Source organism: Caballeronia sp. HLA56 (assembly GCF_054655155.1).
Genome location: NZ_BAAHOB010000005.1, coordinates 1,709,409 through 1,733,006, shown reverse-complemented (window position 1 = coordinate 1,733,006; position 23,598 = coordinate 1,709,409). Strand labels below are relative to the sequence as shown.

15 protein-coding genes, 2 tRNA genes and 1 pseudogene are annotated in these 23,598 nt (G+C 63.1%); 12 read left to right on the top strand and 6 right to left on the bottom strand.

What is annotated here, in order from left to right:
- Nucleotides 1-59 precede the first annotated feature (59 nt).
- Nucleotides 60-2,522: a ribonuclease R gene (rnr, locus tag ACYQ47_RS27675; RefSeq protein ID WP_459907922.1), complete on the bottom strand. Its 2,463-nt coding sequence runs from the start codon at nt 2,520-2,522 to the stop codon at nt 60-62.
- Nucleotides 2,523-2,777: 255 nt separating this feature from the next.
- Here rnr and ACYQ47_RS27670 point away from each other — a divergent pair.
- From ACYQ47_RS27670 to ACYQ47_RS27615, 12 genes and pseudogenes are all read left to right on the top strand, one after another.
- Nucleotides 2,778-2,864, top strand: a tRNA-Leu gene (locus tag ACYQ47_RS27670).
- Nucleotides 2,865-3,003: 139 nt separating this feature from the next.
- Nucleotides 3,004-3,090, top strand: a tRNA-Leu gene (locus ACYQ47_RS27665).
- A 310-nt stretch (nt 3,091-3,400) separates the two neighbouring features.
- Complete coding sequence (locus ACYQ47_RS27660) at nt 3,401-4,621, top strand: MFS transporter (RefSeq protein WP_244825382.1); 1,221 nt, start codon at nt 3,401-3,403, stop codon at nt 4,619-4,621.
- A 101-nt stretch (nt 4,622-4,722) separates the two neighbouring features.
- Nucleotides 4,723-7,227, top strand: a complete 2,505-nt coding sequence (locus ACYQ47_RS27655; RefSeq protein WP_459907920.1) for an acyl-CoA dehydrogenase — start codon at nt 4,723-4,725, stop codon at nt 7,225-7,227.
- Between the two features lie 41 nt (nt 7,228-7,268).
- Nucleotides 7,269-8,696 carry a 3-oxoacyl-ACP reductase gene (locus ACYQ47_RS27650; protein WP_459907918.1) on the top strand — a complete coding sequence of 476 codons (1,428 nt, stop codon included), beginning with the start codon at nt 7,269-7,271 and terminating at the stop codon, nt 8,694-8,696.
- Nucleotides 8,697-8,699: 3 nt separating this feature from the next.
- Complete coding sequence (locus tag ACYQ47_RS27645; protein ID WP_244825385.1) at nt 8,700-9,596, top strand: MaoC family dehydratase; 897 nt, start codon at nt 8,700-8,702, stop codon at nt 9,594-9,596.
- Nucleotides 9,593-10,900, top strand: a complete 1,308-nt coding sequence (locus ACYQ47_RS27640; protein ID WP_459907916.1) for an acetyl-CoA C-acetyltransferase — start codon at nt 9,593-9,595, stop codon at nt 10,898-10,900. Before ACYQ47_RS27645 ends, ACYQ47_RS27640 begins: the two co-directional genes overlap by 4 nt.
- 145 nt (nt 10,901-11,045) lie before the next feature.
- Nucleotides 11,046-12,791, top strand: coding sequence for an AMP-binding protein (locus ACYQ47_RS27635; RefSeq protein WP_459907914.1), 1,746 nt, complete (start codon nt 11,046-11,048; stop codon nt 12,789-12,791).
- 25 nt (nt 12,792-12,816) lie between these two features.
- Nucleotides 12,817-13,725 carry a DUF1571 domain-containing protein gene (locus ACYQ47_RS27630; protein ID WP_459907912.1) on the top strand — a complete coding sequence of 303 codons (909 nt, stop codon included), beginning with the start codon at nt 12,817-12,819 and terminating at the stop codon, nt 13,723-13,725.
- 191 nt (nt 13,726-13,916) lie between these two features.
- Nucleotides 13,917-14,162 carry a hypothetical protein gene (locus tag ACYQ47_RS27625; protein WP_244825389.1) on the top strand — a complete coding sequence of 82 codons (246 nt, stop codon included), beginning with the start codon at nt 13,917-13,919 and terminating at the stop codon, nt 14,160-14,162.
- A gap of 108 nt (nt 14,163-14,270) precedes the next feature.
- Nucleotides 14,271-15,061: pseudogene (gene surE / locus ACYQ47_RS27620) on the top strand (5'/3'-nucleotidase SurE).
- 110 nt (nt 15,062-15,171) lie between these two features.
- Nucleotides 15,172-15,621: a DUF2147 domain-containing protein gene (locus ACYQ47_RS27615; RefSeq protein WP_459907909.1), complete on the top strand. Its 450-nt coding sequence runs from the start codon at nt 15,172-15,174 to the stop codon at nt 15,619-15,621.
- A 90-nt stretch (nt 15,622-15,711) separates the two neighbouring features.
- Here ACYQ47_RS27615 and ACYQ47_RS27610 read toward each other — a convergent pair whose 3' ends face one another.
- The 5 genes from ACYQ47_RS27610 to ACYQ47_RS27590 all read right to left on the bottom strand — a co-directional run bounded on the left by ACYQ47_RS27610 (nt 15,712) and on the right by ACYQ47_RS27590 (nt 23,294).
- The gene (locus ACYQ47_RS27610) at nt 15,712-16,083 is read right to left on the bottom strand and encodes a transposase (RefSeq protein WP_244825392.1); all 372 of its coding nucleotides are present in this window, start codon (nt 16,081-16,083) and stop codon (nt 15,712-15,714) included.
- A gap of 137 nt (nt 16,084-16,220) precedes the next feature.
- The gene (gene zapE, locus ACYQ47_RS27605; protein WP_459907907.1) at nt 16,221-17,318 is read right to left on the bottom strand and encodes a cell division protein ZapE; all 1,098 of its coding nucleotides are present in this window, start codon (nt 17,316-17,318) and stop codon (nt 16,221-16,223) included.
- 134 nt (nt 17,319-17,452) lie between these two features.
- Nucleotides 17,453-18,883: a dihydrolipoyl dehydrogenase gene (lpdA, locus tag ACYQ47_RS27600; RefSeq protein ID WP_459907905.1), complete on the bottom strand. Its 1,431-nt coding sequence runs from the start codon at nt 18,881-18,883 to the stop codon at nt 17,453-17,455.
- Nucleotides 18,884-18,976: 93 nt separating this feature from the next.
- Nucleotides 18,977-20,302 carry a 2-oxoglutarate dehydrogenase complex dihydrolipoyllysine-residue succinyltransferase gene (odhB, locus tag ACYQ47_RS27595; protein ID WP_250492481.1) on the bottom strand — a complete coding sequence of 442 codons (1,326 nt, stop codon included), beginning with the start codon at nt 20,300-20,302 and terminating at the stop codon, nt 18,977-18,979.
- A 130-nt stretch (nt 20,303-20,432) separates the two neighbouring features.
- Nucleotides 20,433-23,294, bottom strand: a complete 2,862-nt coding sequence (locus tag ACYQ47_RS27590) for a 2-oxoglutarate dehydrogenase E1 component (RefSeq protein WP_244825396.1) — start codon at nt 23,292-23,294, stop codon at nt 20,433-20,435.
- Nucleotides 23,295-23,598 lie beyond the last annotated feature (304 nt).

Here is a 23,598-nt window from a genome sequence, read left to right as displayed (position 1 = left end):
CGGTCCGAAGCTCGTGGCGTCGGACCGCGCGATTGCCAGCTAGCGCCCTGAAGCGCGTCTTATCGTTTCTTGCGCGCCGGCCTGCCCTGCGCCGATGACTTCGACGCCACGCCACGCTTTCTGGCCGCGCCACCACGCGTGGCCGACGCCACCGCCGCGCCCTTCTTCGTGCCGCCACGCGTACGCGTGCCGGTGACGTCGTCGTCGAAAGCGCGGATGCGCGGACCGCCCGCATCGCCGCCCGATGCATGCTCGGCGCCCGCATTCGCGGACGGACGCGGCGCCGGCGGTTTCACCGGCGTGTCGCGCACGAGACGGAAGTCGATCTTGCGCGCATCGAGATCGACGCGGCCCACCTGCACGCGCACACGATCCGACATGCGATACCGGATACCCGTGCGTTCGCCGCGCAGTTCGTTCTTGATCTCGTCGTACTGGAAGTAATCCGAGCCCAGTTCGGTGATATGCACGAGCCCTTCGATAAACAGCGAATCGAGTTGCACGAAGATGCCGAACGACGTCACGCCGTTCACCATGCCGCCGTATTCCTCGCCGAGCTTGTCGCGCATGAAATAGCACTTGAGCCAGGCTTCGACATCGCGAGAGGCTTCATCGGCGCGACGTTCGTTCGACGAACAATGCAGCCCGAGTTCTTCCCAAATCGCGACGTTGTTGCGCGAACGGCCGCGCGACTGATCGTCGTTCTTCTGCATCTCGCGCGCGGCTTTCGTGAGGCCGGTGCTAAGCGATGTGTCGTGACCCACTTCGGGCAGATACTTCTTGCCCTGCAAAATGGCGTAAATGGCGCGATGCGTGAGCAAGTCGGGATAGCGGCGAATCGGGCTCGTGAAGTGCGCATACGCTTCGTAAGCCAACCCGAAGTGACCGATGTTGTCCGGGCTATACACCGCTTGCTGCATGGAGCGCAGCACCATCGACTGGAGCATCTGCGCGTCGGGCCGGTCGCGGATCTGCGCGATCAGCGCGGCGTAATCGCTCGCGTGAGGCTTCGCGCCGCCCGTCAGCGTGAGACCGACGCCACGCAGGAACGTGCGCAGGTTTTCGAGCTTCTCCTCGGTCGGTCCCGCATGCACGCGGTAGAGGCCCGGATGCTTGTTGCGCTTCAAAAAGTCCGCCGCGCAGACGTTGGCCGCCAGCATGCATTCCTCGATCAGCCGATGCGCGTCGTTACGATGACGCGGCACGATCTGCTCGATCTTGCCCTGCGAGTTGACGACGATATACGTCTCGGTGGTGTCGAAATCGATTGCGCCGCGCTTCTGACGCGCGGCGTGCAGCGCCTTGTAGACGCCGTAGAGATCCTGCAATTGCGGCAGGATCTCGGCGCGGCGCGCGGCTTCCGGTCCCTTGGTGTTCGTGAGCACCGCGGCGACTTCGGTGTAGGTAAGACGCGCGGCCGAATGCATCACGCCAGGATAAAACTGATATGCCTTGATTTCGCCGCGCGCGGTGATGACCATGTCGCACACGAGCACGCAACGGTCGACGTCCGGGTTCAGCGAACACAAGCCGTTCGAGAGCTTTTCCGGCAGCATCGGGATCACGCGACGCGGAAAGTACACCGACGTGCTGCGGTCGAGCGCGTCGACATCGAGTGCTTCGTTCGGGCGCACGTAATGCGACACGTCCGCAATCGCCACGAGCAGCCGGAAGCCCGAACCGCGGCCCACGGAGATGGGCTCGCAATACACGGCATCGTCGAAGTCGCGGGCGTCTTCGCCGTCGATCGTGACGAGCGGCACATCGCGCAAGTCCACGCGATGGCGTATGTCCACCGGACGCACTTCGTCGGGCAGCTTCGCGGCGGCGGCAAGCGCGGCGTCGCTGAATTCGTGCGGCACACCGTACTTGCGCACGGCGATCTCGATCTCCATGCCGGGATCGTCGATATCGCCGATCACTTCGGCCACGCGGCCGAGCGGCTGCGAATGACGGCTCGGGAAATCGGTGAGATCGACGGAAACCACTTGCCCGACCTTCGCCTTCTTCGGGTTCTGCGTGATGAGAATGTCGTGACCGATGCGCTTGTCTTCCGGCACGAGAATCAACGCGCCATTCTCGTTGATGAGCCTACCGATGACGCGCTTGTTCGCGCGGTCCGTGACCTCGACGATATGCCCTTCCGGCCGGCCGCGCCGGTCGAAGCCGACGATGCGCGCAAGCACGCGGTCGTTGTGCATGACCTTCTGCATTTCGCCATTGGGAAGGAAGAGATCGTCCTGGCCGTCGTCGCGGATCAGGAAGCCGAAGCCATCGCGATGACCTTGCACGCGGCCTGCAACGAAGTTCGAAGGATGCGTGAGCTGGTAGTGACCGCGCTTGTCGAGGCGGATTTGCCCGTCGCGTTCCATGGCCGCCAGTCGCTTGAAAAATCCTTCGCGCTCCTGGCGCTTGATCGACAATGCCTCGGCGATGTCGTTCGCGGCATGCGGAGTCTCGCTCGTGCGCAGCACGCCGAGAATCTCTTCGCGGCTGGGAATCGGATACGGATATTTGCTCAAGGGCTTGATCGTCTTTCTTCTCGTTTAGATGGACTTTCGCGGAACTTTGCAGCCTTCAATGGCGGGCATCGTTGCGGATCATTCTAACACCCGTATTCGGGCCCTCATGAGGCGCGCAGGCGCTTGAGCGTGCCGCGGCGAGGATCACGCTCGCGCTGCGAATCGTCGAATGGAAATGCTTGACAGACGCAATCCGGTCGATATAATGGCGTTCTTTGCTGCTCACGAAGCACAAAACGCAGTACACGCACCCTTGCCCAGGTGGCGGAATTGGTAGACGCACTAGGTTCAGGTCCTAGCGGTGGCAACACCGTGGAGGTTCGAGTCCTCTCTTGGGCACCAAGATGTTTGAAAAAAAGCCACCTTCGGGTGGCTTTTTCTTTTTATGCGGAAGTCCTGCTTCCGGCGGCGCTCCATAAAAGCGCAGTTGGTTGACACGGCGACCGTTACCGCTAGAATAGCGGGCTCGCTGTACCCCTTGGCCCAGGTGGCGGAATTGGTAGACGCACTAGGTTCAGGTCCTAGCGGTGGCAACACCGTGGAGGTTCGAGTCCTCTCCTGGGCACCAAGGTCTCTTTCAGCGTTTTGCAAACAACCCCACGAATCAACGCGTGGGGTTTTTTGTTTTCCGCGCCTTTTCTTTTCAAATCCTATTCAATTTTCTTACGTCGTCTATTCGATCTTCTGTTGAATCGAATCGATTCGAATCATTCGCGCTTACGATCACGATTTAATCGCGCTTATTCGTGCCACGCGCTTTCTTGACCTCCTGCAGCTAATTAAACACGGGCGTACACTCAGCTTGCCTGCGGCCGTGCCTGTCCGGCCTCGCCGCTCGCCAGGCAAGCCAATCAATTAATCGAACGGAGACCACGGCAATGAGTTGGACGCGCGAACAACGAAACGTAACGATTGCGGCTTACCTGGGCTGGACACTCGACGCATTCGACTTCTTTCTGATGGTCTTCATATTGAAGGACATCGCCGCCGAATTTAATACCGGCATTCCCAAGGTGGCCTTTGCCATTACGCTTACGCTGGCGGCGCGTCCGCTTGGCGCGTTGATCTTCGGGCGGCTTGCGGACAAATTCGGCCGCCGTCCGACATTGATGATCAACATCGCGATTTATTCGCTGCTCGAATTGCTCTCGGGTTTATCGCCGAATCTCACGACTTTGCTGATCTTGCGCTTTCTCTTCGGCGTCGCGATGGGTGGCGAATGGGGCGTCGGCTCCGCGCTGACGATGGAAACCGTGCCGCCTTCCTCGCGCGGCTTCGTCTCGGGCTTGCTGCAGGCGGGATATCCGAGCGGCTACTTGCTCGCGTCGATCGTATTCGGCGTGCTTTATCAGTTCGTCGGCTGGCGCGGGATGTTCTTTGTCGGCGTCGCGCCCGCGCTGCTCGTGCTCTATGTGCGCGCGCACGTGCCGGAATCGCCCGCGTGGCGCGCGCTCGAAAAGCGCAAGCGGCCGGGTCTGCTCGCCACGCTCAAGCAGAACTGGAAGCTCTCGCTTTACGCGATCGTCCTGATGACCGCGTTCAACTTTTTCTCGCATGGCACGCAGGATCTGTATCCGACCTTCCTGCGCGAACAGCATCATTTCGACCCGCACACGGTTTCGCTGATTACCATCGTGCTCAATATCGGCGCGATTGTCGGCGGACTCTTTTTCGGGTCGCTTTCCGAGAAGATAGGACGGCGCGTGGCGATTTTCATCGCCGCGCTGATCGCGTTGCCGGTTCTGTATTTATGGGCGTTCTCGACAGGCCCGGTGATGCTCGCCATCGGCGCGTTCCTCATGCAGATTTCCGTGCAGGGCGCGTGGGGCGTGATTCCAGTGCATCTGAACGAGATTTCGCCGGATGAGATTCGCGCGACGTTTCCGGGGCTCGTTTATCAGCTCGGCAACCTGCTGGCGGCCGTCAATGCGACGATGCAGGCATCGATCGCCGAGGCCCACGGCAAGGACTACGGCACCGCAATGGCGATCGTTGCGGGAACCGTCGCTGTCGTGATCGCCGCGTTGATCTTCTTCAGCCGCGAGCGTAGGGGTATCGATATGACGCGCTCGGCGGAGGAAGTGGCGGCGCAAACTTAAGCGAACCATCGGGCGCCACAAGCTATTTTAGAGGGCGATGCCGACGCATTCGGCACGCCCCGTGCTGCTCCTCCGAACCACCGCCGCTTCGGAGACCCGTGATGCTCGCCCTCTTCGTCATCGCTTTCCTCCTTGTCGCTGGCGCGTTGACCTTCGTGCAAGCGCCTGCCGTCGCCTGGCTCGCGGCGCTCGCGATCTGGGTCGCGGCGGGCGCGCTCACCGGCATCGTCGGGCCGATAGTCACCGCGCTGCTGGCCATCGTCTTCGTGCTTCCGGCGCTTCTCCTCTCCATCAAGCCGTTGCGCCGCGTGCTCATCAGCCGGCGGGTGCTGGGCGTATTTCAAAAGATCCTGCCGCAGATGTCGGCCACCGAACGCGACGCCATCGAAGCGGGCACGGTCTGGTGGGACGCCGAACTCTTTTCCGGCCGCCCGCACTGGGACTCGCTCCTCGCTCACGGCGCGCCAAGACTCACGCCGGAAGAACAAAGCTTCGTCGACAACGAATGCGCCCATCTCTGTGACATCGCCAACGACTGGGACACCACGACGATCTGGCAGGATCTGTCGCCGCAAGCCTGGGCTTTTATCAAGGAGAAGGGCTTTCTCGGCATGATCATTCCGAAGCAGTACGGCGGAAAGGCGTTCTCCGCTTACGCGCACTCGCAAGTCATCATGAAGCTGTCGACGCATTCGTCGGCGGCGGCGGTCTCGGTGATGGTGCCCAACTCGCTCGGACCCGCCGAATTGCTGCTGCATTACGGCACCGAAGAACAGAAGAACTACTACTTGCCACGCCTCGCGCGCGGCGATGAAATCCCCTGCTTCGCGCTGACGAGTCCTTATGCCGGCTCCGACGCCGCTGCGATTCCCGATGTCGGCGTCGTCTGCCGCGCAATGCACGAAGGCCGCGAGACGCTCGGCTTTCGCGTCACCTGGAACAAGCGCTACATCACGCTCGGACCGATCGCCACCGTGCTCGGACTTGCCTTTCGCGCGCTCGATCCTGAACGTCTGCTCGGCGGCAACGAAGCGCCCGGCATCACCTGCGCGCTCATTCCGACGACGCATCCCGGCGTGCATATCGGCAGACGTCACTGGCCGCTCAACGCCGTGTTCCAGAACGGCCCGAACTGGGGAACAGACGTTTTCATCCCGATGGAATGGGTTATCGGCGGACGCGAACAGGTCGGACGCGGCTGGCGCATGCTGATGGAATGTCTCGCGGCGGGCCGCGCGATCTCGCTGCCTTCGTCGAATGTCGGCATGGCCAAACTCGCCGTGCGCGGCACCGGCGCCTATGCCGCCGCGCGCCGCCAGTTCCGGACGTCGATCGGACGCTTCGAGGGCATTCAGGAAGCGCTCGGCCGCATGGGCGGCAATCTGTACGTGATGGATGCGGCGCGCCGCCTGTCGGCACAGGCCGTCGATCTCGGCGAAAAGCCCTCGGTGATTTCGGCGATCGCGAAATATCACATCACCGAGCGCGCGCGCAAAGTGATCAACGACGGCATGGACGTGGTCGCGGGCAAGGGCATCTGCATGGGGCCGTCGAATTTTCTCGCGCGCGCGTATCAGCAGATGCCGATCTCGATCACCGTCGAAGGCGCGAACATTTTGACGCGCTGCCTGATCATCTTCGGACAGGGCGCGATTCGCTGTCATCCGTATGTGCTCAAGGAGATGGCGGCCACGCGCGAGCCCGACGCAAAACGCGCACTCACCGACTTCGACGCGGCCTTCTTCGGTCATGCGAGCTTTCTCGCGTCCAACGCGATTCGCAGCCTCGTCTACGCGCTCGGCGGCGGCGTGTCGATCCGCAAACCCGCACAGGCCGACGCGCGCCTCGTCCCGTACTATCGCGCCGCGACACGCCTGTCGAGCGCGTTCGCCCTCTTCGCCGATATCTCGATGCTCGCGCTCGGCGGCGAGCTCAAGCGTCGCGAGCGCCTGTCCGCGCGCCTGGGCGACATCCTCGCGCAGCTTTATCTGATCTCCGCGACGCTCAAGCGCTTCGAGGACGACGGCCGCCCGGAAAGCGACCTGCCGCTCGTGCGCTGGGGCGTGGAGGACGCGCTGTATCAGGCGCGGCTCGCCTTCGACGGCTTGCTCGCCAACTATCCGAACCGTGCCGCCGCCGCCTTCTTGCGCGTCTTCGCTTTCCCGTTCGGCCTGCCGCACACACCCAGCACGGACGCGCTCGGCAACGACGTCGCGCTCCTGATGCAGACGCCCGGCGATGCCCGCAGCCGCCTTGTCGAAGGCTCGCACGTGTCCGCGCTCGAGGACGATCCGATCGCGGTCGGCGAGAAATTGCTCGCGCTCACGCCCGCCGTCGTCGCACTCGAAGCGCGCCTGCGCGACGCCGTGAAATCCGGCAAGACCGCTCCTCTGCCGCAAAGCCCGGACGAGATCGAAGCGTGGGCGCGGCAGGCGACCGCGCTCGGATTGATCGATACGAGCGAGGCGGCTCTGCTCGAAGAATGGGCATCGCTCGCGCGCGAAGCCGTGAAAGTCGATGATTTTTCCGCAGACTTCGGTATCCTCGAAGCATTGCAAAAGCGCAGCGCCGAGATCGAGCAACAAATGCCCGAAACGGTCGCCTGATTTCGAAGCACACCACGCTGCCGACGACCGCTCGCCAATCGATGAAAGACCGCTACCTCGACTTCGTCAATTCGCCCTTCGGCACGAGCATCGCCCGCTCGCTCGGGCTGCCGCGCCCCGAAGCGTTGCGCCGCCTGCGCGCAGGCGAAGCCGAGTTCGGCGGTATGGCGGCCATCGGCGCGGGACCGTCGCCGGCACTGTTCGACGACCTCCTCGCGGTGTTGTCCGGCATCGGCATGACGGGCATCGCGCATGACAGCGCGTCCGGATGGCTCGCCGTGGCAAGCCGTCATGGCGCGATGAGCGGGCGTTTCGAGGCGCGCGCCACCGATTCAAGCCCCGCCAACCGCGTTCAGGCGCTGATCTTCGATGCCACCGGCATTGTCGAAAGCAGCGACCTGCATGCGCTCTACGCCTTCTTCCACGACGCGCTGCGCTCGCTTGCCAGAAGCGGCCGAATCGTCGTGCTCGGCCGCCCGCCCGGCGCTTTGAGCGATCCGCGTGCGGCGACCGCGCAGCGCGCGCTCGAAGGTCTCACGCGCTCGCTCGGCAAGGAAGCGCGCAACGGCAGCACGGCGAATCTGCTGCGCGTGAGTCCGCAGGCTTCCATCGAAGGCGCGCTGCGCTTCTTTTTGTCGCCGCGTTCGGCGTATGTGTCGGGGCAAGCCGTGCATCTCGAAGGCGCGGCGCCCTCGCCCGCGAACTGGGCCGCGTCGCTCGCCGGAAAGCGCGCGCTCGTGACGGGCGCGGCGCGCGGCATCGGCGCATCGATTGCGGCGGTGCTCGCGGCGCACGGCGCCATCGTCACCGGGCTCGACGTGGCCGCCGCGCGCGACGCGCTCGATCAGACCATGCTCGGCATAGAAGACGCGTCGCCTTCTAACGGCGCGCATACCGCGTTCTATGCCGATATCGCATCGCCCGAAGCGCCCGCCGAACTCGCGGCCGCGCTTGCGGCGTCGGGCGGCATCGATATCGTCGTGCATAACGCGGGCATCACGCGCGACAAGACCATCGCGCGCATGAGCGCAGAGATGTGGGACAGCGTGATCGACATCAATCTGCTCGCGCAGGAACGCATGGACGAAGCCCTGCTCGCGCAGAACGTGATCGGCGCGGGCGGGCGCATCGTCGCGGTGTCGTCGATCAGCGGCATTGCGGGCAATCGCGGCCAGACCAATTACGCCACCTCGAAAGCCGGCGTGATCGGGCGCGTGCAGAGCATGGCGCCGATACTGCGTGCACGCGGCATCACCATCAACGCGGTGGCGCCGGGCTTCATCGAAACGCAAATGACCGCGCGCATGCCATTCGGCGTGCGCGAGGCCGGACGAAGGCTCAACTCGATGGGCCAGGGCGGCTTGCCGGTCGATGTCGCCGAAACCGTGGCATGGCTCGCGAGTCCCGGCAGCGCGGGCGTGACCGGCCAGGTGGTGCGCGTCTGCGGCCAGAGCCTCGTCGGAGCCTGACGGATGCACGTCTCCACGATGCCCCGCCCGCGCACCGTCGTCGTCGATACGCTGCCGTCGCCCGCAAAGCTCTATGGCCGCCTGCTGCCGGGCCTGTTCCGGCGCGGCCACGCAACCGATCTGCCCGCGCTGCGCCTGATTCGCCCCGACGTGCGGCTCGACCCCGAACATATCGGCCGCTATGCACGCGTGTGCGGCTTCATCCCCGAGCACGGCGTGCCGCTCACGTTCCCGCATGTGCTCGCGTTTCCGCTGCATCTAATGATGCTTACCGATCCGTCGTTTCCCTGGTCGGCGCTCGGCGTCGTGCATCTGTCGAACAGCGTGCATCTGCGCCGGCCGCTGCTCGCGGGTCAGGGCTTGCGGATCGAAGTGGAATGCGGACCGCTCGTGCCGCATCCGAAAGGCCAGGCGTTCACGCTGCATACGCGCATCTACCGGCGCGGCGAGGCCGTGTGGGATGGCGACAGCGTCTATCTGAAACGCGGCGTGAAGACCGAAGCCACCGCGCCCGTCGCCGATGCCATCGAGACCAGTACGCCGCTCCTCGTACGCGAAGCGCGCTGGCAGCTTCCCGCGCAACTGGGCCGCGACTACGCGAAGGCTTCCGGCGACTTCAATCCCATTCACCTGCATGCGTTGAGCGCGAAGGCGTTCGGCTTTCAGCGCGCCATCGCGCACGGCATGTGGACGCTTGCGCGCACGCTCGCGGCGCTGCATCCGGTGAAGACGCTCGCATCCGGTCACGCGCACGGCGACTTCAAGCTGCCGCTCTTTCTTCCGGGCGACGCGACGCTGTGGAGCGCGGCGCCCTCGTCCACCGCACGCGCCTTCGAAGTGCGCGATCTCGCCGGCGACCGGCCGCATTTGCGCGGCGAGTTCGAATGGGAGCTGCCATGAGCACGTCTTCGAACCTCGGGCGCAGAGTCGCGATCATCGGCAGCAACCGGATTCCGTTCGCGCGTTCGAATACGGCTTACGCGACGGCATCGAATCAGGACATGCTGGCCTTCACGCTGCAAGGTCTCGTCGATCGCTACGATCTGCACGGCCTGCGTCCCGGCGAGATCGCGGCGGGCGCGGTCGTCAAGCATTCGCGCGATTTCAATCTCACGCGCGAAGCCGCGCTCTCGACCACGCTGGCGAAGGAAACGCCCGCCTACGATGTTCAGCAGGCCTGCGCCACCGGCCTCGAAACGGTGATTCTGGTCGCCAACAAGATTGCGCTCGGACAGATTGACGTGGGTATTGCAGGGGGCGTGGATACGGCGTCGGACGCGCCCATCGGCGTGAACGAGCGCATGCGCAAGATTCTGCTCGAAGCCAATCGCAGCCGGACGGCGGGCCAGCGCGTGGGCGCGCTTGCGAAACTGCGGCCCGGCATGTTCTTCAGGCCGACGCTGCCGCGTAACGCCGAGCCGCGCACCGGTCTTTCGATGGGCGAGCATTGCGAACTGATGGCCAAGCGCTGGAAGATTTCGCGCGAAGCGCAGGACGCGCTCGCGCGGGAAAGTCATCTAAAGCTCGCGGCGGCGTACGAGCGCGGCTTCTTCAACGACCTGATGACGCCGTACAAAGGCCAGACGCGCGACAACACGCTGCGGCCCGAGCTTTCGCTCGATCAGCTCGCGCAACTGAAGCCTGTCTTCGATCGCGATGCGGGCACGCTCACCGCCGGCAACTCGACGCCGCTCACCGATGGCGCGTCGGCCGTGCTGCTCGCATCGGAACAATGGGCCGCCGAACGCGGCTTGCCGGTGCAGGCGTACTTGAGTTTGTCGGCATCGGCGGCAGTCGATTTCTTCGACAAGCGCGAAGGTCTCTTGATGGCGCCCGTCCACGCCGTCCCGCCGCTGCTTTTGCGCGCCGGCCTCGCCTTGCAGGACTTCGACTTTTACGAGATTCACGAAGCCTTCGCCGCGCAGGTGCTATGCACGCTCGCCGCATGGGAAGACCAAGAGTATTGCGAAACCGTGCTCGGACTCGGGCAGGCGCCAGGCGGCATCGACCGCGCGCGTCTGAACGTGAACGGCAGTTCGCTCGCGACCGGGCATCCGTTCGCGGCGACAGGCGGACGCATCGTCGGCACGCTCGCGAAGATGTTGAGCCATGCGCCCGCTCGCGGCGATGGCCGTCCCACGCGCGGGCTGATCTCGATTTGCGCGGCGGGCGGACAAGGCATCGTCGCGATACTGGAACGCTGAAGCCGCGAGACGCTCGCGGCCCTCAACGCACGTAGCCGACGCAACGCGAGCACGAAGCACGAAGCACGAAGCACGAAGCACAGCAGAACACAAAGCAGCATGACAAACATAAGGCGCATACAACCCGCGCCAACGGAGACAAACCATGAGTCCGGCACCGGCATCGCCGCGCGGGGCTGTCGAGCCGCATTGCACGGATGGCATTTGGCATGCCTCGTATCCGGCGGGCGTGCCGCGCGATATCGATCCGTCGCGTTACCGTTCGCTCACGCATTTCTTCGATCAAGCCGTCGAGCGCTTTCGCGATCGCGTCGCTTACGTGAGCCTCGGCTCCGAACTCACGTTCGGCGCGCTGCGCGATAAGGCGCTGGCGTTCGCTTCGTATTTGCAAGAGCTCGGCGTCAAACCCGGCGATCGCGTCGCGCTCATGATGCCCAATTCGCTGCCCTATCCCGTGACGCTCTTCGGCGCGCTTGCGGCGGGCGCGATCGTCGTCAACGTGAATCCGCTCTATACGGCGCGCGAACTCGCGTATCAGTTGAAGGATTGCGGCGCGCAGACCATCGTCGTCGCGGAGCCTTTCGCGAAAACATTGCAGGACGCGCAGCACGGCACGCGCATCCGCCATGTGATCGTGAGCACGCTCGGCGACTTGCTCGGCGACGGCCTCAACCTCAAGGGTCAGGCAATCGACTTCTTTCTGCGTCACGTCAAGAAGAGCGTGCCCGCGTACTCGCTGCCCGAGGCGGTCGGCTTGCGGCAGGCACTTGCGCGCGGAGCCAGGCGCAAGTTCGAACCGGTGCGCATCGGGCACGGCGATATCGCGTTCATCCAATATACCGGCGGTACCACGGGCGTGGCGAAGGGCGCGATGCTCACGCACCGCAATGTCATCGCCAACGTGATGCAGGCGCTTGCGTGGGCGCGCGCGAGGCTCGTCGATGGCGCCGAAACGGTGGTCACGCCGCTGCCGCTCTATCACATCTATTCGCTGACGATGAATGCGCTCGTGTTCCTCGGCATCGGCGCGCGCAATGTGCTGATCGCCAATCCACGCGATCTCAGCACGTTCATGCGCGCGCTGCGCCGTGAGAACTTCACCGCGATCAGCGCGCTCAACACGCTCTACAACGCGCTGCTCGACAACGACGAATTCCGCGCGCGCGACTTCTCCGCGCTCAAGCTTGCGATGTCGGGCGGCATGGCCACGCAACGCGGCGTCGCCGAACGCTTCGCGAAGCTCACGGGCCTGTCGATCACCGAGGGTTACGGGCTCACCGAATGCTCGCCGCTCGTGTGCGCGAGTCCCATCGGTGTCGAAGACAACATGGCTTTCGATGGCAGCATCGGCCTGCCCGTGCCTTCCACGCTCGTGCGCATGCGCCGCGAAGACGGCGTATGGGCCGACATCGGCGAACGCGGCGAGCTTTGCGTGTGGGGCCCGCAAGTGATGAAAGGCTACTGGAATCGGCCTATCGAGACCGCGCGGATTATCGGCGCGGACGGCTGGCTCGCCACCGGCGACATCGGCGTGATGGACGCGCGCGGGTTCGTTCGTATCGTCGATCGCAAGAAAGACATGATGATCGTGTCCGGGTTCAACGTGTATCCGAACGAGATCGAGGACGTGCTCGCGGCGCATCCGAAAGTGCATTCGGCGGCGGCTATCGGCGTGCCCGACGCGGTGACGGGCGAACGCGTGAAGGTGTTCGTCGTGCGGCGCGACGCCACGCTCACCGTGGAAGAAGTCCTCGCCTTCGCCCGTTTACATCTGACCGGCTACAAGATGCCGGCGTTCGTGGAGTTTCGGGATTCGCTGCCGCTTTCGACCATCGGCAAGGTTTTGCGACGCGAATTACGCGATGCTGAACGCGCGAAGCTTAAGGAGTAGCATCACTGGTCCAATCGGAGAACTCATGCCGCCAGTGCCGCCAGTGCCGTCAGTGCAATTGCGCCGCATCACGAACTGGCGGCTCGCCTGTGCGAGCCTGTATTTTCTGCTGCTCGCGATGTTCGCGCTGTTCGAATCGCACGCGTACGCACAGGTTGGCGCGGACCGCGTCGCCACGCTCGATGCCGATCAGCAGGTTGCGTTTCTGACCAGCGCGGCGGCGAGCGGCGAGCTTGCGGCGCTCGACGACGAGCAACTCGTCACCCTCTTCCAGTCGCTCGATCCTCACACGCTGCCGCGTTACTTGAGCGCGGGCACGCACCGCTTTGCATCGTGCGAATTCACCATGTGGCGGCGCGAACGCGTGAAGGGAAAATGGCCGAAGCGCGCCGACCACATGCTCGTGCGCGTGACGCGCGAACCGCTGCGCATCTACGCCAAATGGTTGCCCGACGGCGCGCATGCGGGCCAGGAGATCATCTACGACGATTCGACGCGTCCCCGTGAGCTATACGGGCATCTGGGCGGGCTGTTCGGCGTGGTGCCGATGTGGACGAAGATCGACGGCGCCTTTGCGCGCGCGCAGTCGAATCATTCGATCCGCGAACTCAGCATCGACGCCATTACGCAGCGTTTCATCGACGAAGGCCGCCGCTTCATCGAAGCGGGCATCACGCGGCCGGCCAGCGTCGATGTGCGGACCATCGACGGTGTGCGCGTCGTCGCCCTCACCTACGATACGCCGAGCGGCCAGCCCGACTTCTACGCCAAGCGCGAAGTGCTCGGTCTCGATCTGACGCGTCCGCTTTTGCGCAGCATCGAATCGTTCGATAACGACGGCGAGCAGTTCGAAAGCATCGTGCTCGAACGCATCGATCCCAAGCCCTTCGACGACCTGACGTTCGACCCGAAAAATCCCGACTATCGCTTCTGATGGCGGCGCTCTGAAGTGCTCGCTGACTTGACGACACACGCTGTAACAAGCGCGATTTCCCGGCATCGGTTAATTTTAAGTTTCGCCTAAGAATCGGCTTCTAACCTTGCCGGACTTCATCGACATCAACGTCGGCTGCCGGATGTCACCGGCGCCCAGAATCGTCATGTAACAACCAAGGAGTTCGGTCCATGAACCTCCGTTTAGCTTCCGCTTCGGCGCCCGTGCGGGCCATCAAACGGCTGCTCAGCCATCACGAAATCGCCACGCTGCTTTTGCTTTTGCACGCGCCGATCGACGCCATGGCCGCGACGCCGGATGTCGCTTCGTTGCAGGAATATGGCTACGTCGAAATCGTGTCTCCCGAAGCGGGCGCACCGAAAGTCCGGCTGACCGAAGACGGCAATGCCGTATTGCGCGGGTTGGGCGTTCGCTAAAGACGCGCGCTTGGCACGCGCTTGGCACGCGCTTGACACTCATTCGGCGTCGCGATCTCTGTAATAATCGGTTGATCTCATTCACAACCGACCAAGGAGTGATTCGCGATGTCCGCTACTGAACCCATCGTTCAACGTGTGCTGCTTACCAACGACGACGGCATCGACGCCCCCGGCCTTGCCGTGCTCGAAGCCGTCGCCCGCGAAATCGCGCACGAAGTCTGGGTGATCGCACCCGAGCACGATCAGAGCGGCACGTCGCACTCCATCAGTCTTCATTCGCCGTTGCGCGTGTCGCGTCAGGGCGAACGGCGCTTCGGCGTGCAAGGCACACACCCGGCGACTGCGTCGTGATGGCCGCGCGCCATCTCATGAAAGATGCGCCGCCCGATCTCGTGCTTTCTGGCATCAATCGCGGTGCGAATCTTGGTGTCGAGACCATGTTTTCCGGCACGGTCGGCGCAGCCATGACAGGCTTGCTGCTCGGCTTGCCGTCCATCGCGTTGAGCCAGACATTTTCAGATCGCGACAACGTGCGCTGGGACACGGCGAGCGCGCTCGCGCCCGGCGTGATCCGTCAGTTGCTCGCCATCTCGCACGACGCGCCGACGTGTCTCAACGTCAATTTCCCCGATTGCGATGCAGAAGCCGCCGGTCCGCTTACCGTGACGCGGCAAGGCGTCGGGCTCGTGGAAGGTATCGACGTCATCGCGGAAGTCGACCCGCGCGGTCTCGATTACTACTGGCTACGCTTTCAACGCGGCGCACGTGAGAATGCGCCCGACAGCGAGACGGCGAACGTGGCGGCCCGACGCATTGCGGTGACGCCGCTCAATTTCGATCGCACCGACGCCCGCACTTTCGCCACGCTCGAAGCCGGCTTGCGCGGCGCACGGTAGCGCGTTGTTGACTAGAACGTTTCCTCTCAGACGCAGATACGGCTTTCTCGTATGCTGACGCGACCCGCTGTACCAGCGCGCGGGATGACGATTAAGAAAGGAGACACCCTATGAAGCGTGCGATCAGCCGCGCATGCGCCGCTGCGCTCTTCGCGTTGTCGGCGGCAAGCGCGTTTGCGCAAGCGCCTACGCCCGTTGGCACATGGCAGACTATCGACGATGCCACGGGCAAGCCGAAGGCGATCATTCAGATCGTCGACGACGGCAGCGGCCAGTTGTCGGGCCGCGTGGTGCGCGGCATCGGCGAATTCGATCATCCGGAGCGGCGCTGCACGGCCTGCACCGACGAGCGGCGCGATCAACTGGTGAAAGGCATGACCATCATCACCGGTCTCAGGCAGAACGGCGACACCTGGGAAGACGGGCAGATTCTCGACCCTGAAAACGGCAAGCTCTACAAGTGCAAGTTGAAGCTCGAGGACAGCGGACAGAAACTCGTGGTGCGCGGGTATATCGGCGTGTCGCTCCTGGGGCGCTCGCAGACATGGTTGCGTCAGTGATCTCGCTCAAATGAAAAAACCGGCCAAGGCCGGTTTTCGTTTTGCATCCTCTTTGCAGACGCTTTGCAGACGCTTTGCACGTGGCCGATGTCACGCAGCGCGGCGTTCCGCTTCGACGCTCTCTTCCATGAGCGATGGAAGCTCCGCCGGAACGCGCATGCGAGAAGTCATCAACGCGTAAAGGGACTCGCCTGCCGGGCCGAACAACTGCGTCATCACGCGCAGCAGCACGCCCGATTCGTGCCACGCCTTGAAGCGCCGGTGACACGTCTGATACGACGGGTATTTGCGCGGCATGGTGGACCACGACGCGCCGCTATACATGACCCAGAGCACGCCATTTAGCACGGCGCGAGTGTTGGCGAGCGGCCGACCGCGCAGTTCGGAACGCGGCCTCAGCTCGGGGAGCAATGGCGCCACCATTTGCCATTCTTCGTCGGACATGTCGCGGTAGGGCTTCACGTTAATTTCTCCAATTTACTGTACCCGGCAACGATACCGAGCGCACCAAAGCGGGGAAATAAGAGTCCTCCTAATCTTGAAAAAGCCCGACAAGCCTTACGCCAATTGGCTGAACGGCTATTTTTGGTTTCTCGGTATTAGGTCAGTGAGATATCCGATAGACGGCGCGGCGACTTCAGATATTCCTTCGACTGCATTTCCACGATGCGCGATACCGTGCGCGCGAATTCATTGGCCATCGGTCCTTCCACGTACAGGTCTTCGGCGGGCACCGCCGCCGACATCAGCAGCTTGACCTTGTGGTCGTAGAACACGTCGATGAGCCACGTAAAGCGACGCGCTTCCGATGCCATGCGCGGCGACATCTGCGGCACGTCCGACAGAATCACGGCGTGAAAGCGGCTCGCGAGTTCGAGGTAATCGTTCTGCGAACGCGGTCCGCCGCACAAGGTCGCGAAATCGAACCAGACGACGCCGTCCGCGCGACGCAGTGCCTTGAGCTCGCGCTTCTCGATATGCAGCAGCGGGCTTTCGTCCGGCACGGCGGCGAGCTTCGCGAAGTCGTCGCGCAAGGCTTTATCCGCGGCCGCGCCGAGCGGCGTGTGATACGCCTGCACGGTCGAAAGCGTCAGTCTGCGATAGTCGGTGCCGGCATCGACATTCAGGACGTCGAGATGCTTCTTGATGAGCTCGATAGCCGGCAGCAGCCTGTCGCGATGCAGGCCTTCCGGGTACAACGTGTCCGGCTCGTAATTGGACGTCATCACGAACTGCACGCCGTTGGTGAAGAGGCGATCGAGCAGGCGATAAAGAATCATCGCGTCGGCGATATCGGAGACGTGGAATTCGTCGAAGCAGATCAGCCGGTAACGCTTCGCGATGCGCCGCGCGAGTTCGTCGAGCGGATCGGCCTGGCCCTTAAGGTCTTCCAGTTCGCGATGCACCTCGCGCATGAACTCGTGAAAATGCAAACGCGTCTTGCGCTGCACCGGCACGACCGCATAGAAGCTGTCCATCAGAAAGCTCTTGCCGCGCCCGACGCCGCCCCATAGATACACGCCGCGCGGCAGCTCCGGATGCACGAGAAACTTCATGATCGCGTTCGAGCGGCGCGACTTGTAGGAGATCCATTCGTCGTAACAGCGCTGCAGCCGCGCGACCGCCGCGAGCTGCGCCTCGTCCGATCGATAGCCCCGCGTGCGCAGCTCGTTTTCGTAGTATTCGGTGACGTTCATGATGCGGCTTGTAGCGCTGATGCCGTTGAATGTGACGAAGGCGAACGGTTTGATCCGCTCGCCTTCGTTGCGATGCCGGCCGAGCCGGGCCGAGTCCGGCCGGGTCCGACCGGGTCCTTCCAGACCCGGCGAACTTACATGTTCAGCGCGCGTTTATCGACTGCGAGCGCCGCTTCGCGCATGACTTCGGAAAGCGACGGATGCGGATGGCAAATGCGGCCGATGTCTTCGGCGGCCGCCTTGAACTCCATCGCCACCACGGCTTCCGCGATCAGGTCCGACGCGTCGGCCGCGATGATATGCACGCCGAGAATCTCGTCGGTCTTCGCGTCCGCGATCATCTTGACGAAGCCATCCGCACGGCCGATACCCAATGCGCGGCCATTGGCCATCATCGGGAACTGGCCGGACTTGAACTCGCGCCCTTCCGCCTTGAGCTGCTGCTCGGTCTTGCCGACCCACGCGATTTCCGGTTCCGTATAGATGACCCACGGAATGCAGTTGTAGTCGATATGCGGCTTCTGACCGTCGATGATCTCGGCCACCGCCACGCCTTCGTCTTCCGCCTTGTGCGCGAGCATCGGGCCGCGCACCACGTCGCCGATTGCGTACACGTTCGGCACGGCGGTCGCGCAGTGTTCGTCCACGTCGATGAAACCGCGCTCGTTGGCCTTCAGGCCGATTGCTTCCAGACCGAGATTGTCCGTGTTCGGCACGCGGCCAATGGACACGATCAGGCGGTCCGCTTCCAGCGTCTTTGCATTACCCGTGCTGTCCGTGTACGCGATGGAAACGCCGCTCTCCGTGGTCTTCACTTCGCCGATCTTCACGCCGAGGTGAATGTCGAGGCCCTGCTTCTTGAACTGCTTCGCGGCTTCACGCGCGAGCGCTTCGTCCGCTGTGCCGAGGAACTGCGGCAGCGCTTCGAGCACGGTCACGTCCGCGCCGAGACGGCGCCACACCGAACCCAGTTCCAGACCGATCACGCCCGCGCCGATCACGGCGAGCTTCTTCGGCACGGCGTCGAAGGACAACGCGCCTTCGTTGTCGGCGACGATCTTGTTGTCGACCGGGATATTCGGCAGATGACGCGCCTTCGAACCCGTGGCGATGATCACGTTCTTCGCCGTGACCGTTTCCGTTTCGCCTTCGCCCGACACTTCGATCTGCACGCCGGCGTCGGTCTTGCCGGCGAACTTGCCGTGACCCTTGAGCCACGTGATCTTGTTCTTGCGGAACAGGAACTCGATGCCCTTCGTCATCTTCTCGACGATGCCGTCCTTGCGCGCGAGCATCTTCGAGACATCGAGCTTCACGTCCGACACGCTGATGCCGTGATCGCCCAGATGCTTCGCCGTGTTCTCGAACTCTTCCGACGACGCGAGCAGCGCCTTCGACGGAATGCAGCCCACATTCAGACACGTACCGCCGAGCTTGAGCGTGCCCGCCGGATTTTTCCACTTATCGATACACGCAACCGACTTGCCGAGCTGCGCTGCGCGAATGGCCGCGATATAGCCACCGGGGCCCGCGCCGATCACGACGACATCAAATTCCTTGGACATGACTTTCCCTTGATATGACTCCGCTCATGCGGAGACGCCCTTCACGGTGCGCGCGAGCCTATCGCGCGCACCAGGGCAACATGCGTTCTACGCTTACAGGTCGAGCAGCAGACGAGCCGGATCTTCCAGCGCGTCCTTCATGGCGACGAGCGACAGCACGGCCTCGCGGCCGTCGATGATGCGGTGATCGTAAGACAGCGCCAGATAGTTCATCGGGCGGATCACGATCTGGCCGTTTTCCACCACGGCGCGTTCCTTCGTGGCGTGCACGCCGAGAATCGCGGACTGCGGCGGGTTGATGATAGGCGTCGACAGCATGGAGCCGAACACGCCGCCATTCGAGATGGAGAACGTGCCGCCCGTCATCTCGTCGATGGACAGCTTGCCGTCCTTCGCCTTCTGACCGAATTCGGCGATCTTCTTTTCGATGTCGGCAAGGCTCATCTGATCTGCATTACGCAGAATGGGCACGACGAGACCACGCGGCGAACCGACCGCGATACCGATGTCGAAGTAACCGTGATAGACGATATCGTTACCGTCGATCGACGCGTTCACGAGCGGGAACTTCTTCAGCGCGTGCACGGCGGCCTTCACGAAGAACGACATGAAGCCGAGCTTCACGCCATGTTCCTTCTCGAAGCGGTCCTTGTACTTGTTGCGCAGATCCATGACCGGCGCCATGTTGACTTCGTTGAACGTCGTCAGGATGGCGTTGGTCTGCTGCGATTCGAGCAGACGCTCGGCGATACGCGCACGCAGACGCGACATCGGCACGCGTTGTTCCGGGCGATCCTTGAGCCACTGATCCGCCGATGCGGGCGCCTTCACGTCCGGCAGCGACGGCTTCGCGGCGCGTGCGGCAGCCGGAGCCGGTGCGGCGGCGGGCGCCGGAGCAGCAGCCTTGGCGGGCGCGGCAGCGGCGGATGCCGAAGCGCTGAGTGCATCGCCCTTCGTGATGCGTCCGTCGCGGCCCGAGCCTGCAACCTGGTCCGCGGATACGCCCTTCTCGGCCAGAATCTTCGTGGCCGAAGGCGATGCGGCACCGCCCGTGGCTTGCGCCGAACCTTGCGCGGCCGCCGGAGCAGCAGCCGATGCGGCGGCAGGCTCGGCTTCGGGCGCCGGTTTCACTTCCGCATCGCCAGCGGCGGCGGCGGCCGGTGCTTCACCGGCCTTGGCTTCGGTGTCGATCTTCGCGATGATTTCATCGGCGGCGACGATATCGCCGTCATGCTTGATGACTTGCGCCAGCACGCCGGCGGACGGTGCGGGCACTTCGAGCACGACCTTGTCGGTCTCGATTTCGATGAGGATTTCGTCCTGGGCGACAGCCTCGCCCGGCTTCTTCTTCCACTGCAGCATGGTCGCTTCTGAAACCGACTCCGAAAGCTGGGGAACCTTGACTTCTACGATAGCCATTTCTGTTTTGTCCTGATACGTGTCTGTATGAATGCGAGCGACGCGATGCACGGCGACCTGACGCCGCATTCGATGCGCGTTTCGCGTACGGGACCGGCGAGCCTCGCCCGCGCGGTCCCGTCAAGCCGTGTTACTTCGCGATCACCTGCGCGCCCTTGAGGCGGCCGAACGCGCCTTCCACGAGCGCCTTTTGTTGCTCGTAGTGCTTCGCGTAGTAACCGACCGCGGGCGAAGCCGAAGCCGGACGGCCGCTATATGCGAGCTTCATGCCGTCCTTCATGCCTTCACGCAGATGGTGCTCGATGTAGAACCAGGCGCCCTGGTTCTGCGGCTCGTCCTGCACCCAGACCACTTCGGTCGCGTTCTCGTATTTCTTGAGTTCCGCGTCGAACTGCTTGTGCGCGAACGGATAGAGCTGCTCGATACGCACGATGGCGACGTCGTTGCTCTTCGCTTCGCGGCGATGCGCGACGATGTCGTAATACACGCGGCCCGAGCAGACGACCACGCGCTTGACCTTCTTCGCGTCGATGGCTTCGTCCACTTCGCCGATGACCGGCTGGAACGAACCCTTCGCCAGTTCCGACAGGTCCGACACGGCTTCCTTGTGACGCAGAAGCGACTTCGGCGTGGCGATGATCAGCGGCTTTCTGAACAAGCGGATCATCTGGCGGCGCAACAGATGGAAGATTTGCGCCGGCGTGGTGGGCTGCACCACTTGCATGTTGTGATCCGCGCACAACTGCAGGAAACGTTCGATACGCGCCGACGAGTGCTCCGGACCTTGGCCTTCGTAGCCGTGCGGCAGCAGCATGGTGAGACCCGAGACGCGGCCCCATTTCACTTCGCCCGACGAGATGAACTGGTCGATCACGACTTGCGCGCCGTTCACGAAGTCGCCGAACTGCGCTTCCCACGCGACAAACGTGTTCGGCTCGGCGGTCGAATAACCGTATTCGAAACCGAGCACGGCTTCTTCGGACAACACGGAGTCGATCACCGAGAACTTGGCCTGACCTTCGGCAATGTTCTGCAGCGGAATGTACGTGCCGTCGTTCCAGCGCTCGCGGTTCTGATCGTGCAGCACCGCGTGACGGTGCGTGAACGTGCCGCGGCCCGAGTCCTGACCCGTCAGACGCACCGCATAACCCGACGCGACCAGCGACGCGAACGCGAGATGCTCGCCCATGCCCCAGTCGAGCTTGGCTTCGCCACGGCCCATGGCGCGGCGATCGTTGATCACGCGCTCGACGAGCGGATGCACCTTGAAGTTTTCCGGGATCGTCGTGATGCGCTCGGCCAGCCGCTTGAGTTCGGCGAGCGGCACGGCGGTGTCGGCCGCGTCGGTCCACTTGCGATTCAGGAACGGCACCCAGTCGACCGCGTACTTGCTCTTATAGTTCGAGAGCACCGGGTCGATGGTGTGGTGACCTTCGTCCATTGCCGTGCGGTACGCCTTGACGTATTCGTCCGCGACTTCGGGCGTGATGACGCCTTGCTGCACGAGCTTTTCGGCATACAGCGCGCGCGTGCCCGGATGCTTGGCAATGGTCTTGTACATCAGCGGCTGCGTGACCGCCGGCGTGTCCTGCTCGTTGTGACCGAGCTTGCGGAAGCAGACGATATCGACGACCACGTCCTTATGGAACTTCGTGCGGAAGTCGATCGCGAGCTGCGTGGCGAGCACCACGGCTTCGGGATCGTCGCCGTTCACGTGCAGCACCGGCGCTTCGATCATCTTGACGACGTCCGAGCAGTACAGCGTCGAGCGAGAGTCGCGCGGGTCCGAGGTCGTGAAGCCGATCTGATTGTTGATGACGATATGCAGCGTGCCGTGCGTGCCGTAGCCGCGCGTCTGCGCGAGGTTCAGCGTTTCCATCACGACGCCCTGGCCCGCGAAAGCGGCGTCGCCGTGAATCTGCACCGGCAGCACTTGCAGGCCTTCTTCGTCGCCACGGCGATCCATCCGCGCCTTGGCCGACCCTTCGACCACCGGGTTCACGATTTCCAGATGCGACGGGTTGAACGCGAGCGACAGGTGAACCGGGCCGCCATCGGTCGAGACGTCCGACGAGAAACCCTTGTGATACTTGACGTCGCCAGCCGGCAGGTCATCGACGTGCTTGCCTTCGAATTCGGCGAAGAGGTCGGCGGGCATCTTGCCGAGCGTATTGACCAGCACGTTCAGACGCCCGCGGTGCGCCATGCCGATGACGATTTCCTGCACGCCGTTCGCGCCTGCGTGACGGACGACTTCGTCCATCGACGCGATGAAGCTCTCGCCGCCTTCCAGCGAGAAGCGCTTCTGACCGACGTACTTGGTGTGCAGGAAACGCTCGAGGCCTTCGGCGGCCGTCAGGCGATTCAGGATGTGCTTCTTCTTGTCGTTCGAGAAGTTGGGCGTCGAGCGCGTCGACTCGAGCTTCTCTTTCCACCAGCGCTTTTGTTCGGGGTCGCTGATGTACATGTATTCGGCGCCGATCTTGCCGCAATACGTGTCACGCAATGCCTTGACGATCTCGCGCAGGCTCGCGCGCTCGAAACCGAAATACAGGTTCGTGGCGCTGAACGTCTGGTCCATGTCGGCTTCGGTGAAGTCGTAGAACGCAGGTTCGAGTTCAGGAATATGCGGACGCTCGCGGCGCTTGAGCGGATCGAGGTCGGCCAGTTGCGAGCCGAGGAAGCGATATGCGCCGATCAGTGACTGGACGTAGACCTGCTTGCGCGCGGTGGCGAGATCTTCGCCGCCGCCTTCACGAGGAACGAAGGCGTTGGACTTCGCGCGCTGCGCAAAGGATTCGACGATAGGGCCGTGAGCCACGTCGCTCTGAGCCGTGCCGTCGGATGCTGGCACGTTCTGAAGCGCGTCGAAATAGGTACGCCAAGTCTCGGGGACCGACGCCGGGTTGTCTAGATATTGCTCGTACAGTTCTTCTACGTACGGAGCGTTACCGCCGAACAAATAGGAGTTCGACTGGAATTGCTTCATCATTTTACGCTCACCTTTCTTCGAGTTTCTCGAGGAAGTGCGGGTTAAGAAACCTTCCGCGCCACGGCCTGACCGTTTAGCGGATTGCGCGAATCAAGTCTGCTTGGAAGGACCTAAAAAGCGACAGCTAATCCGATTAGCATAGCACAGAACCAATCGTCATATGACAGGTGGTCGCACCTTGGAGCCTCGGCTTCGCCCTTCTGCAACGCAGATGTGCGGGCATTCGCGCGATAAGCAAGCGATGTTATTGCGCGCGCGTCGGCAGCACTTTCGGAAGCTTTAGCGATGAGATAAAAAAAGCCGC

Coding starts and splice junctions, on each gene's coding strand:
- ACYQ47_RS27660 (WP_244825382.1), top strand. CDS start 3,401: ATGAGTTGGACGCGCGAACAACGAAACGTAACGATTGCGGCTTACCTG.
- ACYQ47_RS27655 (WP_459907920.1), top strand. CDS start 4,723: ATGCTCGCCCTCTTCGTCATCGCTTTCCTCCTTGTCGCTGGCGCGTTG.
- ACYQ47_RS27650 (WP_459907918.1), top strand. CDS start 7,269: ATGAAAGACCGCTACCTCGACTTCGTCAATTCGCCCTTCGGCACGAGC.
- ACYQ47_RS27645 (WP_244825385.1), top strand. CDS start 8,700: ATGCACGTCTCCACGATGCCCCGCCCGCGCACCGTCGTCGTCGATACG.
- ACYQ47_RS27640 (WP_459907916.1), top strand. CDS start 9,593: ATGAGCACGTCTTCGAACCTCGGGCGCAGAGTCGCGATCATCGGCAGC.
- ACYQ47_RS27635 (WP_459907914.1), top strand. CDS start 11,046: ATGAGTCCGGCACCGGCATCGCCGCGCGGGGCTGTCGAGCCGCATTGC.
- ACYQ47_RS27630 (WP_459907912.1), top strand. CDS start 12,817: ATGCCGCCAGTGCCGCCAGTGCCGTCAGTGCAATTGCGCCGCATCACG.
- ACYQ47_RS27625 (WP_244825389.1), top strand. CDS start 13,917: ATGAACCTCCGTTTAGCTTCCGCTTCGGCGCCCGTGCGGGCCATCAAA.
- ACYQ47_RS27615 (WP_459907909.1), top strand. CDS start 15,172: ATGAAGCGTGCGATCAGCCGCGCATGCGCCGCTGCGCTCTTCGCGTTG.
- zapE (WP_459907907.1), bottom strand. CDS start 17,318: ATGAACGTCACCGAATACTACGAAAACGAGCTGCGCACGCGGGGCTAT.
- lpdA (WP_459907905.1), bottom strand. CDS start 18,883: ATGTCCAAGGAATTTGATGTCGTCGTGATCGGCGCGGGCCCCGGTGGC.
- odhB (WP_250492481.1), bottom strand. CDS start 20,302: ATGGCTATCGTAGAAGTCAAGGTTCCCCAGCTTTCGGAGTCGGTTTCA.
- ACYQ47_RS27590 (WP_244825396.1), bottom strand. CDS start 23,294: ATGATGAAGCAATTCCAGTCGAACTCCTATTTGTTCGGCGGTAACGCT.